Below are 22,045 nucleotides of genomic sequence, written 5' to 3'. Positions count from 1 at the left end.
GTTGTTAACATTTTTTTCTACACCAGGTAGCCAAGCAATTTATCGTCATTATTGATTTCGAAGAAGTTAACCTGGTAGTCTTTCATATGCTGAATGAGCCTGTGGTAATCATTTTTATCCTGCAGTTCAACGCCTACCAAAGCTGGTCCGGCTTCTTTATTGGTCTTTTGCATATATTCAAAACGGGTAATATCATCTGTTGGACCTAATATATTATTCACAAATTCCTTTAAGGCGCCGGGGCGCTGGGCAAAACTGATGAGAAAGTAATGTTTCAGCCCTTCGTACCGGAGCGACCTTTCCTTTATTTCGGGCATACGGTCAATATCATTGTTGCTGCCGCTTACGATACAAACTACCTTTTTCCCTTTAATTTTATCTGCGTAGCTTTCCAGTGCAGCAATAGATAAGGCACCAGCAGGTTCCGCTACAATAGCGTCTTTATTGTAAAGCCTCAGTATGGTGGTGCATACTCTTCCTTCAGCCACCAACTGTATATCATCCAGCACGTCTCTGCAAATTTCAAAGCTAATATCCCCCACCCGTTTCACTGCTGCTCCATCTACAAAATTGTTAACCTGCTCCAGCGTAACGGGATGCCCGGCATGCAGCGCTGCCTTCATGGATGCCGCGCCTTCGGGCTCTACTCCAATAATTTTTGTAGAAGGACTGGCAGATTTAAAATACGCGCCAACACCGGCAGCTAACCCTCCGCCGCCAACCGGAACAAAAACATAATCAATATTACTTTGATCTTCCAGTATTTCCACAGCAACGGTTCCCTGCCCTTCAATAATGCTGTAATCATCGAAAGGAGGAATAAACACCATGTTGTTTGCCAGTGTATATGCCTTGGCTGCAATGGCGCAATCGTCAAAAGTATCGCCAATGAGCTTTATTTCAATATTATCCTCACCGAACATTTTTGTCTGGCTGATTTTTTGCCTGGGTGTAATAACAGGCATAAATACCACACCTTTGATGCCGAGTTTTTTACAACTGTATGCAAATCCCTGTGCATGATTGCCTGCACTGGCGCATACCACGCCGCGTTGCTGCTGCTCCTTTTCAAGGTTGCACATCATATTATAGGCGCCCCGCAATTTATAGGATCGCACCACCTGGAGGTCCTCCCTTTTTAAATACACATCACAGGCGTATTTGCGCGACAGGTTGCTGTTATACATCAACGGTGTACGGGTTACGGTACCCTTTAACCGCCTGGCAGCCTCCATAAAAAGAAGCCTTCCTGACCAAACAGGAAGGCTTTTGCTGACTTGAGTATTTTTTTCCACCGCTTTCATCTTATCCTCCACACTCATTTCTTATACCTTTTAAAAATTATTTTTGATTTTCAGGTCTTAAACTTCTTACGGTTTTACCTGCCTGCCACAATTCGCTTTCCCTCAGCTCTTTTAATTCTAGTTCTAATTTCTCGCGGTAATCGGGCTTGCTGTTACTGTCTATAGAACGCTGCGATTCCTTACCTGCCGCAACACTTTCATATAATTCTTTAAATACCGGGGCGGTAGCATCGCGGAATTTTTTCCACCAGTCTAACGCACCGCGCTGTGCCGTAGTAGAACAGTTGGCATACATCCAGTCCATGCCATTTTCAGCAACCAATGGCATAAGCGACTGGGTAAGCTCTTCTACCGTTTCATTAAACGCTTCTGACGGCGTATGACCTTTATCGCGCAGCACCTGGTATTGCGCCGCGAAAATGCCCTGTATGGCGCCCATTAAGGTACCGCGTTCTCCCGTAAGATCGCTGTATACTTCTTTTTTAAAATTCGTTTCAAACAAATACCCGCTGCCTACAGCAATACCCAATGCCACTACTCTTTCCTGCGCCTTGCCGGTAGCATCCTGGAAAATAGCGTAGCTGCTGTTTAACCCACGCCCCTGTAAAAACATACGGCGTAAGGAAGTGCCTGATCCTTTGGGAGCCACTAAAAATACATCCACGTCTTTGGGCGGTATAATACCTGTTTGTTCATTGAACGTAATACCAAAGCCATGAGAGAAGTAGAGGGCTTTTCCGGGTGTAAGGTGCTTTTTAACGGTTGGCCACAATTCAATCTGCGCCGCATCGCTGAGCAGGTAACATATAATGGTTCCCTTTTCTAAAGCTTCTTCAATTTCAAACAGTGTTTCACCGGGTACAAAGCCATCTTTTACCGCTTTATCCCATGATTTTGAATTTTTTCGCTGGCCCACTATTACATTAATGCCATTGTCGCGCTGGTTCAATGCCTGTCCGGGTCCCTGAACGCCATAGCCAATAACGGCGATTGTTTCATGCTTTAGTACTTCCTGGGCCTTGCTTAGTGGAAACTCTTCGCGCGTTACTACGTTTTCTTCCACACCGCCGAAATTTAATTTTGCCATTTTTTTAATTTGAAAATTTGATGATTTGAAAATTATACCCCTTTTTAAAAAGTTTTTTTTACCGCGATTATAATACCTGTCGCCCAATGTTGTTTTGCCAATAATAAGTCTTTCCTTCGCTCCAAACTTTCGACAAAATTAATCGCTTTTTCCTGATGGCCATCAGGCCAGTTTGGTTGTGGAAGCATGTCGTCAACTATGTACAATCCGCCCTCATTGAGCATTTCCAGTACTTCGTCTAAGAGCAAATATTTTCCATGCCAGGTGTCTGCAAAAATGTAATCAAATTTAAGTCCCCTATTGGCTTTTACCCAATCTTCACCATCGGCATGAATGAGGGTCAACCGACCATCCTGCCCGAGAAACGAATCAGCAATCGAAAGAAGAACCTTATCATTATCAACCGATACTATTGACGAGTCATTATCCATTCCATCAAGGATCCAGGATGTGGAAAGTCCTGTTCCTGTTCCGAGCTCAAGAAATTTACTTCGGGGTTTTGAAGCTGCCAGCGTTCTTAATAAGGAACAAGTTAAAATATCGGAGGGCATTGTAAACCCACTTTCCTTTGTAACCTTGTTAATATTAAAGTATGTTTTGGGTAGCGCTTGAGTAATTTCTGCTGTCATTTTAACCAAAATTTACATGCTGAACACCTCGTCCTGCTTATCCAAAAACGCATTCTCCACTATTTCATCACCGGGTTTTTCTTCTTCAAACTCCCTGAGCTTTTCATAAAAACCATTGCTTGCATTAATGATGGCCACTCTTGCACTGCGTACAAATTCTATCAGTCCGAGGGGGCCGAGTACCTCAATAAGATTATTGATTTCTTCGCGGTGACCGGAAGTTTCAAAAACAGTATAGTCTTTCCTGATCACTACCGCTCTTGCGCCATACTTGCGCAATAACCTTTCTACTTTTACATCTTCAATTACTTTATCGGTAGATACTTTATATAATGCCAGTTCCTGCCATACAATTTCATCATTATTGTTATAGTAAGCTTTCAGCACTTCCACCTGCTTTTCAATCTGGCGCACTAATTTTTTCACTACCTCTTCTACCTCATTGATCACAATGGTGAACCGGTGTATCCCGTCTATTTCAGAAGGTGAAGTATTTAAGCTTTCAATATTGATCTTTCGCCTGGAAAACATAATGGCAATACGGTTCAGCAAACCAATATGATTTTCGGTGTAAACCGTAATAGTATATTCCTGTTTCATATATAACCTCCATCCCGCGGGGCGGGGAATTTAATTTTTAATACAATTGTTTTTAACTCATTCTTATCTTTTACCGGGTGTATTTACCTTTGGTGAGAAAGCTCAAATTGTAGCCGGAACACCAGCCGGGATGATTACTTTATTCCACCAAAAGCGCCAAAGCACAAATTTTTATGCAGGATTTCCACATTAGCGAATCCAACTTTTTTCATCAGTTGTAACTGATAATTTATGGATCGCGGCGAATCTTCTTTTGCTATATAATCCAGCACTTTTTGCCGGTATGCTTTGCCATTTAATCCTTCCAGATAATCGCCGTATTTTTCCCAGGTATAGGCATTTAAAACGTCTGTTTCCTGGTTGATTAAATCCGAAACCATCAGGCAACCGCCCGGTTTTAAAAGCCTGTACAATTTTTCAAAAGTTGATTCCCAGTCTTCATCATCCCGCAAATGGTGCAATACTGCGCCTGCCAAAATAATATCAAAATGATTTTCTTTTAAAAGAACTGTTCTTATATCGCCCTGCCAAAGTGCTATATTATTATTTGTTTTCTCAGCTACTCTTTCAAATGCTTTATCCAGCATGGGCTTGCTCAGATCTACCAATGTACAATTAAGATCCGGCAATTTTGAAAGCATCATCAACGTATAATTCCCTGCACCACAACCAACGTCTAACAGATTTTCAGCATGTGGAACAATTCTTTTCGCTGCTTCTGTAATCAGTTCCAAAGATATTTTTGCGTCAATGGTTGAAAGCTGCCCGGTTTCCAAATTTGAAAACCGTTTTACATCATTATCAAACCGTTCTCTTATTTCTACTGTTGTTGATTTGCTCATTATTATTTTTTCTTCATCATCATTCAAATCCTCCCCAATCATTATTTCAATCTTATTTCAGACACACCGCATCCCTGTGCCACCATGGGAAATACATTGTTTTCTTTGCCTACAATAACCTCCAGCAAATAAGCTCCTTTATGCTGCATCATTTCATTGAGGCTGTTTTGCAGCGCTTCTCTTTTTGAAATGCTTTTACCTGCAATGCCATATCCTTTTGCCACCATTACAAAATCGGGGCTGGTTATATTTACAAATGAATACCTTCTATCGTTAAACAACTGCTGCCACTGGCGTACCATGCCCAAAAAATGATTATTCAGAATAATGATCTTTACATTAATATCAAACTGCATAATTGTTCCCAGTTCCTGCAGGGTCATCTGGAAGCCGCCATCGCCAATAATGGCGATAACATCGCGCTGCGGCGCTCCAAATTTAGCGCCTATAGCTGCAGGCAGGGCAAAGCCCATTGTTCCCAACCCACCGGAGGTAACATTGCTTTTGCTCTTATTAAAATGAGCATAGCGGCATGCCACCATCTGGTGCTGTCCTACATCGGTTACAATAACGGCATTACCTCCTGTAACTTCATTGAGTACCTTTATCACTTCGCCCATCGTCATTACTTCGCCAGTAGGGTTCAACTCGTCATTTATAACAATTTCTTCTTCCTGCTTTTTCATATCCCTGAACTTCTGCAGCCAGGCAGCATGTTGCTTCGGCTTAATCAAAGCGGTTAATAAAGGAAGGGTTTCTTTACAATCGCCCCAAACAGGCACGGCGGTTTGCACATTCTTATCAATTTCCGCAGGATCAATATCAAGGTGAATCACTTTTGCCTGCCGGGCATATTTATCCAGCCGGCCGGTAACCCGGTCATCAAACCGCATACCTACCGCTATCAGTACATCGCATTCATTGGTTAATACATTGGGCCCGTAGTTGCCATGCATGCCCAGCATACCTACGTTAAGCGGATGACCGGTAGGCAGGGCGCTTAACCCCAGCACCGTCCATGCAGCAGGTAACCCTCCCTTTTCAATGAAGTCCTGGAATTCCTTTTCGGCTTTACCCAGAATAATGCCTTGTCCAAAAATTACAAAAGGCCGTTCGGCAGTATTAATTAAATTGGCAGCCTCTGTTATATATTCTTTACGGATATTGGGTTTGGGGCGATAGCTGCGTATGTGATTACACGGCGTATACCCGGGATAGTTGAATTTTTGTACCTGCGCATTTTTGGTGATGTCTATCAGTACAGGCCCCGGCCGGCCTGTGCGTGCAATATAAAACGCCTTAGCCAGTATAGCCGGAATTTCCGTTGCATCCGTTACCTGGTAATTCCATTTGGTTACAGGCGTGGTAATATTTATTACATCGGTTTCCTGGAAAGCATCCGTACCCAGTAAATGAGCGAATACCTGTCCGGTTATACAAACCAATGGCGTACTGTCTATCTGGGCATCGGCCAGGCCGGTTACCAGGTTGGTAGCGCCGGGACCGCTGGTGGCAAACACCACGCCTACTTCCCCGGATGTGCGCGCATAGCCCTGCGCCGCATGTATACCGCCCTGCTCATGGCGTACAAGAATATGGTTCAATATATCCGTATAATCATATAATGCATCATATATGGGCATGATGGCCCCGCCGGGATAGCCAAAGAAATCGGTAACATTTTCGGCTACCAGGGCTTCCATCACTGCCTGCGCCCCACTGATCTCTGTTCCTGCGGTATACCGTGCAGACTTTGCTGCGGGTTTTTTCTGCCCGGCTGTCTTTTTTACTTTTTCTGTCAATAATGTATCACTCATTATGATTCTTTTTATCAGAAATTACTTAATAGTGACGGCAGGAGTACAAAACATAATTTCCTTTTTCTCCTTTCGCCTTTAGTTATCATTCATCCGTTACACATCCTTCACTGGCATCTTTTACACTGGCAGCATATTTGAATAAAACCCCTTTAGTAACTTTTAACGCGGGTTTTTTCCATGCCGCCTTTCGCCGTGCAATTTCTTCAGCGCTTACTTTTAAAGAGAGGAGGTTTTTTGTGGCGTCTATTTCAATAATATCGCCATCTTCCACCAAACCTATCAATCCGCCCTCATAAGCTTCGGGTGTAATATGTCCGACGACGAATCCATGGGTGCCGCCGCTAAACCTTCCATCGGTAATCAAGGCAACCGATTTGCCCAAACCAGCGCCAATGATGGCTCCTGTAGGTTTCAACATTTCGGGCATACCCGGCGCACCTTTGGGTCCTTCATTTTTTATGACGACAACATCGCCCTGTTTTACCCTGCCGGTAGAAAGCCCGGCTATCAGGTTCTTTTCGCCGTCAAATACCCTTGCCGGCCCTTCAAACCGCTCGCCTTCCTTACCGCTGATCTTGGCTACGCTTCCTTTTTCGGCCAGGTTGCCGTATAATATCTGCAGGTGACCCGTTTTTTTAATTGGCTTTTCCAGGGGATAGATAATATCCTGCGTTTCAAAATCAACTGCTTTAATATCTGCCAAATTCTCAGCAATGGTTTTACCCGTTACAGTAAGACAGTCGCCATGCAATAACCCTTTCTCTAATAAATATTTCATTACCGCGGGTATGCCGCCATGTTCGTGCAGGTCCTGCATGAGGTATTTACCCGATGGCTTAAAGTCGGCCAGTACCGGCGTTTGATCGCTCATGCGCTGAAAATCATCCTGGGTTATTTCAATGCCCACACTTTTTGCAATAGCAATAAAATGTAAAACGGCATTGGTGCTTCCGCCGGTTACAATAATTACCCTGATAGCATTTTCAAACGCCTTCCGCGTCATAATATCAGCAGGCAGAATATTTTTTTCAAGCAGCAGGCGGATCGCTTTACCTGCGGCAAGGCACTCTGCTTTCTTTTCAGCACTCAACGCGGGGTTAGAAGAAGAATAGGGCAAACTCATGCCCAGCGCTTCAATAGCCGATGCCATGGTATTTGCCGTATACATGCCGCCGCAGGCGCCGGCGCCGGGGCAACTGTTCATTACAATACCTTTAAAATCGCCCTCGCTCAGGTTACCGGCAATTTTTTGTCCTAATGCTTCAAAAGAAGAAACGATATTCAGGTCCTGTCCTTTATAATGTCCAGGTGCAATAGTACCACCATATACCATTATCGCCGGGCGGTTCAAACGGCCCATGGCCATAACGCTTCCGGGCATATTCTTATCGCAGCCCGGTAAGGCAATCAATCCATCATAATATTGCGCGCCACAAACCGCTTCAATACTGTCTGCAATAATATCGCGGCTAACCAATGAGTAGCGCATACCGTCTGTGCCATTGCTGATGCCATCGCTAACGCCAATGGTGTTGAAGATGAGCCCTACCATATCATTATCCCATACGCCCTGCTTTACAATTTTCGCCAGGTCATTGAGATGCATATTACAGGTATTGCCGTCCCATCCCATGCTTGCAACACCTACCTGCGCTTTTTTAAGATCATCATCTGTAAGCCCGATACCATATAACATAGCTTGTGCAGCGGGTTGCGTTGGATCCTGTGTAATTGTTTTTGAATATTTGTTTAATTCCATAGCCTTATCTGTTATACTCATTTTACTACTGTATGTATTGCTTATAATACCTTATCCGCTTATCCTTCCCCTCATCCTCTTTCATTTTCACATTTCCATATTTCCACATTTTATATAATCGTTGACCTCCTCAGCTCAGTATCTGATCCATATGCTTCCCCGGGTACTTTATTGTTAATGTATTCGCAGATCAGCTCGCCAATGGTAGTGGTTAAATAAAAATTAACCGGGTCAATATCTTTGGTTACAAAATTGTGCTTCAGCGTCCAGTCTGCCGCTTCCCTTACCAATGCCGCTTCTGCTTTTAAGCCAAAATGATCCAGCATCATGGCTGCAGATAAAACAGAACCCAAAGGATTGGCAATGTCTTTACCGGCTGCCTGCGGGTAAGCACCATGGATGGGTTCAAACAAAGCCACTCCATTGCCAACAGATGCCGAGGGTAATAGTCCAAGTGATCCGGCAATAACACTGGCCTCATCGCTAAGGATATCGCCAAACATATTTTCCGTTAACATTACGTCAAATTGTTTGGGGTTAATAATGATCTGCATGGCTGCATTATCAACAAACATATAATCTACCGCCACATCAGGGTAGCCGCCTGCCATCTCCTGCACTACCTTGCGCCACAACCTTGAAGTTTCCAGCACATTAGCCTTATCTACCAGGGTGAGCTTCTTACGGCGTTGCTGTGCATGCTGAAAAGCAAGATGACCTATACGTTCAATTTCACTGCGGGTATATACACACTCGTCCGATGCCTGTGTTCGTTCCTCGTTCCACGCTTTCTTACCGAAATAAATACCGCCGGTAAGTTCGCGGAAAATCACAAAGTCAACGCCTTCCGTATGCTTCGCTTTTAAGGGCGACAGGTGCTGCAAAGCAGGATGTGTGGTAACGGGACGGATATTGGCGTATAACTGCAACGCTTTTCTGAGTTGCAGTAAACCCTGCTCAGGACGTACTTTCGCTTCAGGGTCATTGTCGTATTTGGGATGCCCGATGGCGCCGAATAATACCGCATCGCTGTTTAAGCAAGCTACTATGGTTTCATCGGGTAACGGATTGCCGGTTTTATCAATAGCATCTGCACCCATCAGGCAATAGGTATATTCAAACTCATGCTTGTATGTTTGAGCAACAGCATTAAGTATATTTATAGATTGCTGTGTTACCTCCGGCCCAATACCATCACCAAAAATGATTGCTATCTTTTTTTTCATACCGTTTAATTGAGGGTTACAGCGCGCTGCATGATCAATAATTTATGCATGTTGCTTTTCAAATGCTTCAATCCCCGGTTTCATGCCAAGTAAATAATCTATACCATCGTAACCTTGTGGCAGCTTTTAAAAAGCGGGCAGGAACGATCTGATCCGTATGGCTATATAAGGTACTCCGGTCATTTATCGATTTTTCCCGGGCATCGTCCTGCGGAGCAAATTCCCTTCCTTTTATGGGCAGATGCTGGTTTACAGTAGGTACATTATGACCGGCGGCAGCTACCACCTGTTTCGGACGAAATACTTTACGTTTTCTTTGCTGCAATCCTTTGAAAGCCCGGGGGCTGGTTACTTCATGAATAAAATATTTATCAACATACAACACCGAAGGCCCTCCGGCAATGTTTTTAGCCACATGCCTGTCCCAAATCCTGTCAAATAAAGTCTTACCCATCGTTCTTTTTTAAAGAAGCGTGACGCCGAAGCGCCACGCCAATCAGAGTGCTTAACGCAACATGAGAAAACATCTGCTTATTATGCAAGTGCTACTTCCGGATGATTATTGGTTGCCAATGCCTTCAGATCCTCGTCCCCCACTTCTTTTTTTACATCGGCTACCTTAAGAAAAGCCTGGTACAATACATCAATATCATTACGGTTAAAATCGTACCCTAACTTCTGAAAACGATGTGCCAGCGCGGATCTTCCGCTTCTTGCCGTTAATACAATTCTTGAGCTGTCGGCCCCTACTTCTTCCGGCCGGATGATTTCGTAATTTTCGGCGTTCTTCAAAAACCCATCCTGGTGTATACCGGAAGAGTGCGCAAAGGCATTACTGCCTACAATAGCCTTATTAGGCTGCACGGGCATCCGCATGGTGTCGGCCACCAAACGGCTCATCGGGTTAAGCTGTTCTGCTTTTATACTTGTATATAACCCTAACGATTCGTGCTGCTTGATGATCATTACCACTTCTTCTAAGGAGGTATTACCGGCCCTTTCGCCCAAACCGTTAATGGTACACTCAATTTGCCGCGCACCATTCATTACACCGGCAATGGAATTAGCTGTTGCCAGCCCCAGATCGTTATGGCAATGACAGGAAAGTATGGCTTTATCAATATTGGGCACATTATTTACCAGGTAAGCAATTTTTTCGCCATACTGGTGAGGAAGACAATAGCCTGTGGTGTCCGGAATATTTACTACCGTTGCACCTGCGTTAATCACTGCTTCCACTACCCTTGCCAGGAAACCCAGTTCAGCGCGTCCTGCATCCTCGCCATAAAATTCCACATCATCTACAAAATTACGGGCATATTTTACCGCTTCTACCGCACGGGCCAAAATATCTTCCTTATTGGAATTAAACTTGGTAGCAATATGCAAATCAGAAACCCCGATGCCGGTATGAATGCGGGGCCGTTTAGCGCCCTGCAAAGCTTCAGCCGCTACTTCAATATCTTTCTTTATGGCGCGGGTTAAGCCGCAAACGGTGGCGTTTTTAATAACAGCGGAGATATTGCGTACCGACTCAAAATCGCCGGGACTGGAAACCGGGAAACCCGCTTCAATAACATCCACCCCAAGATTTTCCAGCGCAAGGGCGAGTTCTATCTTTTCATCAGCATTTAACTTGCATCCCGGAACCTGCTCACCATCGCGCAGTGTAGTATCAAAAATATAAATCTTGTTTTGAGACATAGATGGATTTTAGATGATTAAATCAGCCCCATCGTAAAGGCAATTACTTCATGTAACTGTTTTATTAAAAAACGGATATTTGCAATCCGGCACGAATGTACTGGTAGAGAACAAAGGAATAAAACCAAATTAAACATTATATTACGATGTGCAAGGCGGTATTTTTTCACTTAAAGCCTTTATAGATACGGATTTAAAAGCAATTTGATTACGATGCCCAAACGATCTACAGACGAATTATTTCAGTTGGTTAAGTCTCTTGAAAAGGCTGAAAAACGGAATTTTAAGCTTTTCGTGCAGCGTAATGCCACTTCGTCCGACATGAAAACCGTTCAGTTGTTCGATGCGCTGGATAAACTGGAAGATTATGACGAGGAATCGCTGCTGAAACGCAATACGGATATCAAAAAGCAACAACTCTCTAACCTTAAAGCACACCTGTACAGGCAGATATTGGCCAGCTTACGTATACTAAAGGATGATAATAACATTCAGTTGCAGTTGCATGAACTCATGGACTATTCCCGGATTTTGTACGATAAAGGGCTTTACCTCCAAAGTCTTAAAACCTTAGACCGGGTAAAGGAATATGCCAGGGAACAGCACCAGGTTACTTACTGGCTGCAAACGCTGATTTTTGAAAAAAAGATTGAGGCCTTATATATTACGCGGAGCATGGAGAACCGGGCGGAAACACTGGCCAGGGAAGTGGAAGAAGCCGGCGACAAGCTCACCATGATGAATAAGCTCTCTAATCTTTCGCTGCAACTATACAGTTGGTATATTAACCTCGGGCATGCCCGCGGCGATAAAGACAGGATGGCGATAAAGGCTTTCTTTGAATCTAATCTGCCTACCACTGCCGGACTATACAATGGGTTTTACGAAAAACATTACCTGTACGAAAGCTACTGCTGGTATGGATTTATTTTGCAGGATCTGCTGATGTATTACCGCTATTGCCAGAAATGGGTGGATGCTTTTGAACAGGAGCCACTGATGAAAAGAGTGGATACCCCGCTATATATTAAAGGACTGCACAATTTGCTGAACGCTCATTTTGTGCTGCAGAACTACGATAAATTTAATACCGTATTAGATAAATTTGAGCACTTCTATCATTCCAAACAAGCCAACAGCAACGACAATAACCGGGTACAATCCTTTATATACCTGTATACCGCCAAGCTCAACAAGCATTTCCTGGAAGGCAGCTTCACAGCAGGCTTAAAGCTCATTCCTGAAATTGAGGCTAAGATCACAGAATTCAGGCTGAAGATGGACCGCCACCGCGTTTTAGTGTTTTACTACAAAATAGCCTGCCTGTACTTTGGCAGCGGCGATAATGAAAAAGCCATTGAATACCTCAACCGCATTATTAACTGGAAGGTAGATCTGCGCACAGATATTCAATGTTATTCCAGGTTATTACACCTTATTGCGCACTACGAACTGGGCAATTACGATCTGTTAGAATATTTAGTGAAGTCGGTATACCGCTTTATGGCTAAAATGCAGAACCTGAGCGTGGTGGAGGAGGAGATATTCCGCTTCCTGAAAAAATCATTTCATTTGGATAAGAAGCAGGTGAAAGCCGCATTCATTGCGCTAAAAGGAAAGTTGGAAAAATACAAAGACAACCCGCTCGAAAGCCGCTCCTTCATGTATTTAGATATTATTTCGTGGCTGGAAAGTAAGATTAAAAATGTGCCGGTGCAGAACATTATGCGGGAAAAATACCGGCTGGCAATAGGCTCAAAGAAAAGGTGATTTGAGGACATCAAATTTATTTTTTATTTCACCGGCAGTTGCATGCTAATTTGGCTGATGTTGCGACGCTCCTTTCAGGGTTTTGTTCGCTGTTGAGCTGATTATTTGAACATGCGGCCTGACGCTCCCCTGTCGCGTGCCACCCGCATCCCCGCCCACCCCCCGCTATACGATGTCTCTGACTTCGTATATAATATGTTCTTCCGGGACTCTGTCCCGCAAAACAATGCCACTTTTTAAAACGCCTTTTGGGATACCATTGCAGCACTATTCCTGCTCAAAATAATATACGCCGTTTTTATTGGCGATAACAATGTCAGGCTTACTATCCTTATTCATATCTTCCGTAACGAACTGTATGCCAACGCCCGAATTATTATCAATGAGATGGCGTACCCAAACGGGTTTGTTCTTTCCATCTTTTAATAATTCAAACCAATATAATACCGCCGGCTCCTGCCCCCCGGGACCTTTACCCTGGTGAGAGAAAAATCGTTTACCGGTAATAAAATCCGGCAGACCATCGCCGTTAACATCCTGCAATACGATACTATGCGCCTCGGAAAAAGTAGTATCAATGGCATGCGTTTTAAAGGCGATCTGCCCTTTCTCGTCACGTATTTGCTCATGCCACCATACGCCATAGTCGTGCGCCGAACTGGTAAGTACATCATTATCGCCATCGTTGTCAAAATCGTAAGTGATCATTTGCGCGCAGGATGCTCCCAAATCAGCCTCATGAAATGTCCAGGGAAAGGTTTTCGTGTCTTTGGGCGCTTCCCACCAGCCGCCGCGGATCATCACATCCTTAATGCCATCGCCGTTAATATCTCCCCAGCCCAATCCGTGCGAAAACATGCCAACACCTTTGGCATTGGCTTCGCTTATAGGATGCCGTTGCCAGCTCACTTTATTGTTTTTTACCGCCGCGCTGAACCAGGCCATTTGTCCCAGCTTTTCATTCCCAAATACCAAATCCGTTTTACCGTCATCATTAATATCAACCGCCATGGGCGATTCGTTGGAAGCGATAGAATCAATCAGGTATCTTTTCCAAAGCACATCAGCACCTTTTGGATTTTCGAACCAATACACTTCTTTACCCGGGAAATCGAAACAAATTAAATCCACCCAGCCGTCTTCATTTACATCTATAGCAAAATTGAGGAAGGAATCGCTGTAGCCTTTGGTATAGTCAAATTTTTTGTGCTTCCATATATCATGCGCCTTCCAGTCCGGCGCTTCAAACCACCTGGCGCCGGCTATAATATCCATTTTACCGTCCCTGTTCACATCGGCAACGGTAGCGGCTTCCGTATAAAACTCATCCCACAGGTGATACTTTTTAAATTTAACATCGCTGCCTGCTGTTTGTGATACCGCGGTAAAAGAAACCAGGCAAACCAGGCATAAGCCAATTATAATAATAGTTTTTTTTTGTTCAAACATACTGTACCGGTTTATGATTTAATGGTAGTCAGCTGTTAGTAATCAGCTTTCAGGTGATTAACTACTAACAACAGGATGAATACCTGAATGGTGAGCGTTACACTGGTTGCAAGTTACAGGTTGCAGGGAAAAATCCATTTCAATGTTGGATTTAGCGTTTATGGCTGGTGGTTTATGGTTGTATTTGGTTTCGGGTTCCGAAATTCAGGCTTCGGGTTTAACTTTATTTGTCATTGGCAGCCTGCCCGCCGTGACGGGGAACGGATCATCTATATATAATTTGTTTTTGCGATTTGATTTTTAGTGCTTTTATCTACCCTGCGATTCCATGGCTTTTTTCACACTTCCGTATTTTAACAGCAGTGCTTTGGCTTTGCTATAATCCGTACCGGGCAACTTTTCCATCAGCATTTTAGTACCCCTGTCTAATAGTTTCTGGTTGCTCAGTTGCATATTCACCATTTTATTATCATCTACCCTGCCCAGTTGAATCATAATAGCGGTAGAGATCATATTAAGCACCAGCTTTTGCGAAGTACCGCTTTTCATGCGGGTGCTGCCGGTTACAAATTCAGGCCCAACAGCCAGCTCAATAGGGTAATCGGCCTGTTCTGTTAAAGGAGAGCCCGGGTTGTTGGTAATACAACCTGTTATAATGCCACGCTCCCGGCAATTTTTTAATGCGGCTATTACATAGGGTGTGGTACCGCTTGCCGCTATACCTATTACCACATCCTTATCATTTACATTATGCTTTTGCAGGTCTTCCCATCCCTGCGTTACACTATCTTCCGCAAATTCAACAGGCTGCGTCATAGCCTTTTTACCACCTGCGATAATACCAATAACTAAGTTAGGCGAAACGCCATAGGTGGGCGGACATTCGCTGGCATCCACAATAGCCAACCTTCCGCTGGTACCGGCGCCAATGTAAAACAACCTTCCGCCTGCCAGCATCTTATCTACAGTAACCAGCACCAGCTTTTCAATTGCAGGAATCATTTTTTCTATAGCGTAAGGCACCGTTTTATCTTCATCGTTGATGTGGCTGAGAATTTCGGCTACGGGCATTTTTTCGAGGTGGTGGTATGCAGAGGATTGTTCCGTGATCTTTATAAAAGAAGGCATAAGGCGTTTTAAGTTACAATTGATGCATAGCTATAAATAACCAGGCTTTGTTTAGTTCCGGACTGCTTACCGGTGATAGGTAATAAGCCCTTCCATCGGGTTTTTTAATATTTTCCCGGGAGTGAATTCGTACGACCGGCAAAGCTCTTTCAGCACATCCTGGAAATGATAGGAAACTCCGCCCACAAAACTTACAGGTAATATCCAGCTCTCCCTGAATTTACAAATATGGTGAAAGAAAAAATCGTTTAGGGCATCTTCAATAATATTTTCAATCATATAATGCCCCCTGTTTTCAGATAAAAAAGGAGTAAAAGATGCCAGGTAGCGGTTAGCCAGGGGCTTTTTATATACACTTTCCAGGATGCTTGTACTATTAATATTATACCTGCCATTAAAACGTCCCGTCAATTCCTCATCGAATGTGTTGTATAAGTAATATTGTAATACCTTCTTACCCAGGTATGCCCCACTACCTTCATCACCCAGTACATAGCCCAACCCAGGCTTATTAATTACTATTCTTTTACCGTTGTAATAGCAGGAACTGGAACCGGTTCCCAAAATACAGGCCACCCCCTTATCATCGCCATACAACGCCCTGGCCGCAGCCATCACATCGTGCGTAACTTCAATAACCGTTAAATCTTTAAAAACATTTTTGATGGACTGCTTTACAATACGGTTATTATTGGGGTTGATGCATCCCGTTCCGTAATAAAATACTTCATCAACCTGTATGCCTTTAAGAGCGGGAAGTAATTCCTTTTCTAATATTTCCGTTATCTGGGCCGTATCAAAAAAATAAGGGCTGATGCCCTGGGTAAAAATCGTTTTCTTTTTTTTGCCCTGCAATAAACACCATTCCGCTTTGGTGGCTCCGCTGTCGGCTATCAATTTTACAGATGACATCTTTAATTGAACTTATTTCGTGAAATTCGTGCTCTGAAAGTCAAAGATAATATACAAATACAGACTGATGGGTAATAATAAATTAAAGCTCTGGCTGCCACTGATCTTTTCCATTGTAATGATTGGCGGGATGTTTTTAGGATACAAGATGAAAGAAAAAATGCCGGTTACAGCCCGCTTTTTTTCCACGGAGCGAAAGGGAACGGTACAGGAAGTGCTTGATCTTATTTCGAAAAGATATGTTGACCCTATAAAAACCGATACCCTTGCTGATGCGGCAATTGAAGAAATGCTAAACCACCTGGATCCGCATTCTGTCTTTATCCCATCCAGCGATTTACAGGAGGTAAATGAAGATCTGGCAGGAAAATTTGAAGGCATCGGCATTGAATTCAACATTTTCAGCGATACCATTAATGTACTGACTGTACTCAAAGGCGGGCCTTCCGAAAATGCCGGACTGCAGGCGGGCGATAAGTTTTTGAAAATAGACGATTCGGCTGTAACCGGCGACAGCATTAACGCCAATACAGTAAAGCAATTGCTGCGCGGCTTACGTGGCTCAAAAGTGCGGGTTACCCTGCTTCGGGGTAAAGAAAGAAAAGAGCTTACAATTACCAGGGGCATTATTCCACTATACTCGTTAGACGCGGGGTACATAATTGCCCCGGCAACGGGTTATATCCGCCTTAACAAGTTTTCTGAAACAACCTATGAGGAGTTCATGGAAGCCATGCAAAAATTAAAAGAAGCGGGCGTACAAAAATTAATCCTCGACCTGAGGGGCAACGGAGGCGGCATTTTACAGGAGTCGGTAGAAATTGCGGATGAATTTTTAGACGGGAACAAGCTTATCGTTTACACCCAGGGAAGTCATATAAAAAAGCAGGAGTTCCGCGCAAGACGGGAGGGGATTTTTGAAAAAGGGAAATTAATCGTATTGGTAGATGAGGGATCTGCTTCTGCCAGCGAAGTGCTAACCGGCGCTTTACAGGACTGGGATAGGGCCGAAGTAATTGGCAGGCGAACTTTTGGAAAGGGGCTGGTGCAGGAACAATATAACCTCAACGATGGATCTGCCTTACGGTTAACGATAGCGCGTTATTATACTCCCCTGGGCCGTTCTATTCAAAAGCCCTACGATAAAGGTATAGAAAGCTATAACGAAGAACTGTATGACCGGTACCATAATGGCGGAATGATGAATGCCGACAGTAACAAAATGGCTACGGGCCAGGCTTACCATACACCCGATGGAAAATTAGTATATGGCGGCGGCGGCATAACACCCGATGTTTTTGTGGCTATGGATACCACCGGCATCAGCAATAAAGTAGCCCGGTTGTATACCAAAAATACAATTGCAAATTTTGTATACCGGTACTATGTAGATCATATAGATCATTTTAAACTATTTGCAAATCCTGCCGATTTTGAAAAGGGATTTGACATCAACAGCACTGTTTGGGACACGTTTACCGCGTTTGCTTTACAGGACAGTATTAAAATAAATACGTTGTCTGCGGCAGATAAGCAGTTTATAGCACAGCGGCTTAAAAGCCTGTTTGCCCGGCAGCAATGGCGGAATGAGGGCTTTTATGAAGTAAACAATGTAAATGATCCCATGGTTATGAAAGCATTGGAAGCGCTGGGGGAGTGAGGGGCAGCGTACAAGTTGCAGGTCTCAGGGAGGATTACTTCGGATTTGGCATTTTGGTTTTTGAATTTCAGATTTACAGTAATCAGCCATTGGGTGAGTAATTACTAACAATAGAACGGATATTCCTTCTTTCACTTCTCTCTTTTCACCTTTTGCCTCTCCCGCTTGCATTCGGCTTCGGATTTAATTTTATCTTTACCGCAACAGAAAACTATGGCATGGATATAAAAAACAATATACTGGAAACCATTGGCAACACGCCTTTGATAAGATTGAATACAATAACCAAAGGACTGCCCTGCCTGGTGGCGGCAAAAGTAGATTATTTTAACCCCGGTAACTCTATTAAAGACCGGATGGCCCTGAAGATGATAGAAGTGGCGGAAAAGGAAGGCAAATTAAAACCCGGAGGTACAATTATTGAATGTACTTCGGGCAATACCGGGATGGGGCTTGCATTAGTGGCAAGTGTAAAAGGGTATAAATGCATATTTACTTCTACAGATAAACAATCCAAGGAAAAGTTTGACATATTGAAAGCAGTAGGCGCAGAAGTAATTGTTTGTCCTACCAATGTTGAACCGGATGATCCTAAAAGTTATTATTCGGTTGCCAAAAGATTAGCGCAGGAAATACCTGACGCTTTTTTGTGCAACCAGTACGATAATTTTGCCAATCGCATAGCTCATTACGAAACCACAGGACCGGAAATATGGGAGCAAACAGATGGCAAAATTACACACTTAGTATGTACGGCAGGTACGGGGGGAACGGTTACGGGTACCGCCATGTACCTGAAAGAGAAAAATCCACACATAAAAATTTGGGCTATTGACGCGTACGGCTCTTTACTTACCAAATATTTCCGCACCGGGGAAATTGATATGGGAGAAGTTCATCCGTATATATCGGAAGGATTTGGAGAGGATTTTGTTCCCGCTAATTTTGATATGAGCGTAATTGACCACTTTGAGCAGGTTACAGATAAAGACGGCGCCTTAATGGCCAGGCGCCTGGCTAAAGAAGAAGGTCTTTTTTGCGGTTACAGCGCGGGAAGCTGCCTCCAGGGGCTATTGCAGTTAAAGGAAAGCTTACAAAAAGACGATCTCGTTGTTTGCATTTTTCACGACCACGGAAGCCGCTATGTAGGCAAGGTGTATAACGATCAGTGGATGCTGGAAAGAGGTTTCCTGGAAGTAAAAACTTTTAAAGATATTATCAGCGGAAAAGGTAACCAGCCCATTGTAACGGTTAAACCCACCCAAACTGTAGCAGACGCGTTTGAGCTGATGAAAAAATATGATATTGAAAATATACCCGTAATGAAAGACGGGGTACCGGAAGGTTCTGTTTCCGAAAGCGGCTTGTTTAGTAAAATGTTTGCAGCTCCGGGAATTAAAACCCAGGAAGTATATACGGTAATGGAGCCACCCTATCCGTTAGTAGCATACGATACGCCCGTTGAACGGCTGGGTAAACTGATCAATAAAGACAATGGCGCCATACTTAGCAGAGATGAAGCAGGAGATTTACACATTATAACAAAATACGATATAATACAATCTCTTACAAAACACTAAGACATCACTTTCCTTAACTTCTTTTTAACTGTACGCCTGTAATTCAATACAGTATTGCATTACAGGCAGTTTTGCAATTTGCTTTTAAGTACTGCTTATAGCAGAAAGCTACTTTTACCTGCCACATTTTAGTAGATATACGATGTTAATAACAAGCTATTTTACGCATAATTCCGTAAAAAACATAAGCCAAAAATTGGGGAAAAGCGCTCTTGTACGGTGGATAACTGGTTAGTATTTTTGTTCTGAAGTTGATTGATGAGGAAGCTACGCCTCAACCGTCCAAAAAGTCCTGAAAACCGTCCAGAAAAAATTGAATTCCAAATCCTTTGAAAAGGGTAGAATAAAATCCAATATCAATCAACTTTTTTTTATTGAATTAAACCTATAATAAATACTAACCCAAATCCATAGAAAAGCCAGTAAACCATTATCCAAAAGAAAAAACCAGTTTCCCGGAACCGAAAGATCTTATCAAAATCCAATTTCCAGGACCTGAAAAACCACCCCGATTCTAATCCAATATCGTTAACCTGAAAACCACAACCTTGGACAACGAAATTGAATTGATTATTAATTGTTGACCCCAAAGTCCAATCCTGCGAAGCCTGTCTATTCTTAGTAGGCTCAATTAAAAAGATTCCTCCGCCTGTTTTTGGGTGGAGGTTTTTATTTCCCAGCCATCCTGTCACAAAAAAGAAACTTGTACATAATTTGCTGAGATAAGTCTTTCCCGGTCGCAATCTCTTATTACTTTTAAGTATGAAAATTCTTCTAACATATCTGAAGCCATTTAAATGGCTGGTATTGCTGGTGCTACTATTGGCGGCCATGAATATCGGTTTTTCCCTGTTTGATCCTATCATTTTCGGACATTTAGTGAACCTGGCAAATGATTATGCCAAAAATACCGGGCATTACAGCCAGGCAGACTTTTTTTTTAAACCTTATAACAGTGTGATGTGGCTGCTGCTTGCCTCCATAGGCGTTGCCATGATCAGCCGCATAGCCAAAAATTTCCAGGATTATTTTTTAAACGTTGTTATCCAGAAATTTGGAGCCAGGGTATTTACACAGGGGTTACAGCACGCTATGAAACTTCCTTACCAGGAATTTGAGGACCAGCGCAGTGGTGAAACGCTTAGCGTACTGCAAAAAGTTAGAACAGATACGGAAAGATTCATGAGCTACTTTGTAAATATACTTTTTACCGTAATCGTAGGCATTGTATTCGTTGGCGGCTTCGCTTTCAGCATTCACTGGTCATTGCCCCCCATTTATTTCGGAGGCATATTTTTACTGGTGATTATAACCAACCTGCTCAGCCAAAAAGTAAAAATCATTCAGAAAAACATTGTTGCCCAAACCAATTCCCTTGCAGGCGCCACTACAGAGTCGCTGCGTAATATTGAACTTGTAAAAAGCCTGGGGCTTACCCAGCAGGAAGTAAACCGTTTAAATACCAATACCTACAAAATACTGGGGTTGGAGATCACCAAAGTAAAACGTATACGAAGCATCAGTTTTATACAGGGCACATTTGTGAATACCTTGCGCCAGGTAATATTATTCATGCTGCTTTGGCTGATATTTAAAGACAGGATGAACGCCGGGCAATTGGTAACCATGCAGATCTTTTCTTTTTTTGTTTTTGGTCCCCTGCAGGAAATAGGGAATATCATACTCTCCTACCGCGAAGCGGAAGCTTCGCTGAACAATTTTAAATCATTAATGCAAAAAAAACCGGAGCCGCAACCGGAGAAACCCGTGCATTTGGGAGAAATTAACACACTCGAATTCAGGAACGTTGCATTTAAACACCAAACCGCCCAGCAAAACGCCATTGCCAATATTAGCTTTACGGTAAAAAGGGGAGAAACCATCGCCTTTGTAGGCCCTTCCGGAGCCGGTAAATCTACCCTCATGAAATTATTAGTAGGGCTGTACCGCCCGCAGGAAGGTAAAATATTATATAACGGAATTGACGAAACTGCTATCAATTATGAAGACTTGCGCAACCAGATTGGGTTTGTAACACAAGACACCCAGCTATTTGCCGGAACCATTAAAGAGAATCTCCTGTTTGTAAATCCTGCTGCCAGTAATGATGAGCTATTAGACGCGTTAAACAAAGCCGCCTGCACCAGTTTACTGAGCAGGGCGGAAAAAGGAATAGAAACCATGATAGGAGAAGGAGGATTAAAACTATCGGGGGGTGAAAAGCAACGCCTGTCTATTGCCAGGGCTTTATTACGGCAGCCCAGGCTGCTCATTTTTGACGAGGCCACTTCTGCATTAGATTCGCTTACCGAAGAAGAAGTTACGGACACAATCAGGCAGGTATCTTCCCGGCACAACCAGATCACTATACTTATTGCGCACCGGCTTTCAACCATTATGCATGCCGACAGGATTTACGTACTGGAAAAAGGTGAAGTGGTAGAAAAAGAAACGCATGATGCATTGGTATCGGAAAAAGGATTGTATTATGCCATGTGGCGGCAACAAATTGGCGAAAGAAAAAAGCCATTTATTTTACCCAATCCATCGGAAACGCCTGTTGAAACGGCTTAGC

At 43.3% G+C, this 22,045-nt stretch carries 17 protein-coding genes; 4 read left to right on the top strand and 13 right to left on the bottom strand.

From position 1 onward, the window contains the following. Positions 1–17 precede the first annotated feature (17 nt). The 10 genes from ilvA to VL121_RS16130 all read right to left on the bottom strand — a co-directional run bounded on the left by ilvA (position 18) and on the right by VL121_RS16130 (position 10,971). Complete coding sequence (gene ilvA, locus VL121_RS16175; protein WP_325407224.1) at positions 18–1,322, bottom strand: threonine ammonia-lyase IlvA; 1,305 nt, start codon at positions 1,320–1,322, stop codon at positions 18–20. 19 nt (positions 1,323–1,341) lie between these two features. Continuing rightward, the gene (gene ilvC, locus VL121_RS16170; protein WP_325407222.1) at positions 1,342–2,391 is read right to left on the bottom strand and encodes a ketol-acid reductoisomerase; all 1,050 of its coding nucleotides are present in this window, start codon (positions 2,389–2,391) and stop codon (positions 1,342–1,344) included. Positions 2,392–2,435: 44 nt separating this feature from the next. Beyond that, positions 2,436–3,020, bottom strand: a complete 585-nt coding sequence (locus VL121_RS16165; protein ID WP_325407220.1) for an O-methyltransferase — start codon at positions 3,018–3,020, stop codon at positions 2,436–2,438. A gap of 12 nt (positions 3,021–3,032) precedes the next feature. Beyond that, a complete protein-coding gene (ilvN, locus tag VL121_RS16160; protein ID WP_325407218.1) occupies positions 3,033–3,620 on the bottom strand; it encodes an acetolactate synthase small subunit in 588 nt (195 codons plus the stop codon). Between the two features lie 134 nt (positions 3,621–3,754). Then, positions 3,755–4,504, bottom strand: a complete 750-nt coding sequence (locus VL121_RS16155) for a class I SAM-dependent methyltransferase (protein ID WP_325407216.1) — start codon at positions 4,502–4,504, stop codon at positions 3,755–3,757. Next, positions 4,504–6,279, bottom strand: a complete 1,776-nt coding sequence (gene ilvB, locus VL121_RS16150; RefSeq protein ID WP_325407214.1) for a biosynthetic-type acetolactate synthase large subunit — start codon at positions 6,277–6,279, stop codon at positions 4,504–4,506. Before ilvB ends, VL121_RS16155 begins: the two co-directional genes overlap by 1 nt. Positions 6,280–6,364: 85 nt before the next feature. Further along, positions 6,365–8,062 (bottom strand): dihydroxy-acid dehydratase, encoded by a 1,698-nt coding sequence (gene ilvD / locus VL121_RS16145; protein WP_325407212.1) that lies wholly within the window; start codon positions 8,060–8,062, stop codon positions 6,365–6,367. Between the two features lie 89 nt (positions 8,063–8,151). Then, positions 8,152–9,267: a 3-isopropylmalate dehydrogenase gene (gene leuB, locus VL121_RS16140; RefSeq protein ID WP_325407210.1), complete on the bottom strand. Its 1,116-nt coding sequence runs from the start codon at positions 9,265–9,267 to the stop codon at positions 8,152–8,154. Positions 9,268–9,334: 67 nt separating this feature from the next. Continuing rightward, entirely contained in the window at positions 9,335–9,721 is a 387-nt protein-coding gene (locus tag VL121_RS16135) for an aconitase family protein (protein ID WP_325407208.1), read from the bottom strand. A gap of 80 nt (positions 9,722–9,801) precedes the next feature. Beyond that, positions 9,802–10,971, bottom strand: coding sequence for a 2-isopropylmalate synthase (locus VL121_RS16130; protein WP_325407206.1), 1,170 nt, complete (start codon positions 10,969–10,971; stop codon positions 9,802–9,804). 213 nt (positions 10,972–11,184) lie between these two features. Here VL121_RS16130 and VL121_RS16125 point away from each other — a divergent pair, with 213 nt between their 5' ends. Continuing rightward, positions 11,185–12,741 carry a hypothetical protein gene (locus tag VL121_RS16125; RefSeq protein ID WP_325407204.1) on the top strand — a complete coding sequence of 519 codons (1,557 nt, stop codon included), beginning with the start codon at positions 11,185–11,187 and terminating at the stop codon, positions 12,739–12,741. 267 nt (positions 12,742–13,008) lie between these two features. On the opposite strand, the gene VL121_RS16120 is transcribed toward VL121_RS16125, so the two are convergent. The 3 genes from VL121_RS16120 to VL121_RS16110 all read right to left on the bottom strand — a co-directional run bounded on the left by VL121_RS16120 (position 13,009) and on the right by VL121_RS16110 (position 16,230). Continuing rightward, on the bottom strand, positions 13,009–14,190 hold the full coding sequence (locus VL121_RS16120; protein WP_325407202.1) for an FG-GAP repeat domain-containing protein: 1,182 nt from the start codon (positions 14,188–14,190) through the stop codon (positions 13,009–13,011). Positions 14,191–14,499: 309 nt separating this feature from the next. Next, the gene (gene murQ, locus VL121_RS16115; protein WP_325407200.1) at positions 14,500–15,318 is read right to left on the bottom strand and encodes an N-acetylmuramic acid 6-phosphate etherase; all 819 of its coding nucleotides are present in this window, start codon (positions 15,316–15,318) and stop codon (positions 14,500–14,502) included. Between the two features lie 66 nt (positions 15,319–15,384). Then, positions 15,385–16,230, bottom strand: a complete 846-nt coding sequence (locus VL121_RS16110; RefSeq protein ID WP_325407198.1) for an N-acetylglucosamine kinase — start codon at positions 16,228–16,230, stop codon at positions 15,385–15,387. A gap of 67 nt (positions 16,231–16,297) precedes the next feature. Between VL121_RS16110 and VL121_RS16105 the strand changes: the two genes are divergently transcribed. From VL121_RS16105 to VL121_RS16095, 3 genes are all read left to right on the top strand, one after another. Beyond that, positions 16,298–17,890 carry a S41 family peptidase gene (locus VL121_RS16105; RefSeq protein ID WP_325407196.1) on the top strand — a complete coding sequence of 531 codons (1,593 nt, stop codon included), beginning with the start codon at positions 16,298–16,300 and terminating at the stop codon, positions 17,888–17,890. 218 nt (positions 17,891–18,108) lie between these two features. Next, on the top strand, positions 18,109–19,470 hold the full coding sequence (locus tag VL121_RS16100) for a pyridoxal-phosphate dependent enzyme (protein WP_325407194.1): 1,362 nt from the start codon (positions 18,109–18,111) through the stop codon (positions 19,468–19,470). Positions 19,471–20,232: 762 nt separating this feature from the next. Beyond that, positions 20,233–22,044: an ABC transporter ATP-binding protein gene (locus tag VL121_RS16095; protein ID WP_325407192.1), complete on the top strand. Its 1,812-nt coding sequence runs from the start codon at positions 20,233–20,235 to the stop codon at positions 22,042–22,044. The last annotated feature ends 1 nt before the right edge of the window (position 22,045 follow it).

The organism is Agriterribacter sp., from assembly GCF_035497235.1.
GTDB lineage: Bacteria > Bacteroidota > Bacteroidia > Chitinophagales > Chitinophagaceae > Agriterribacter.
This window is presented reverse-complemented; position numbering and strand designations above follow the sequence as displayed.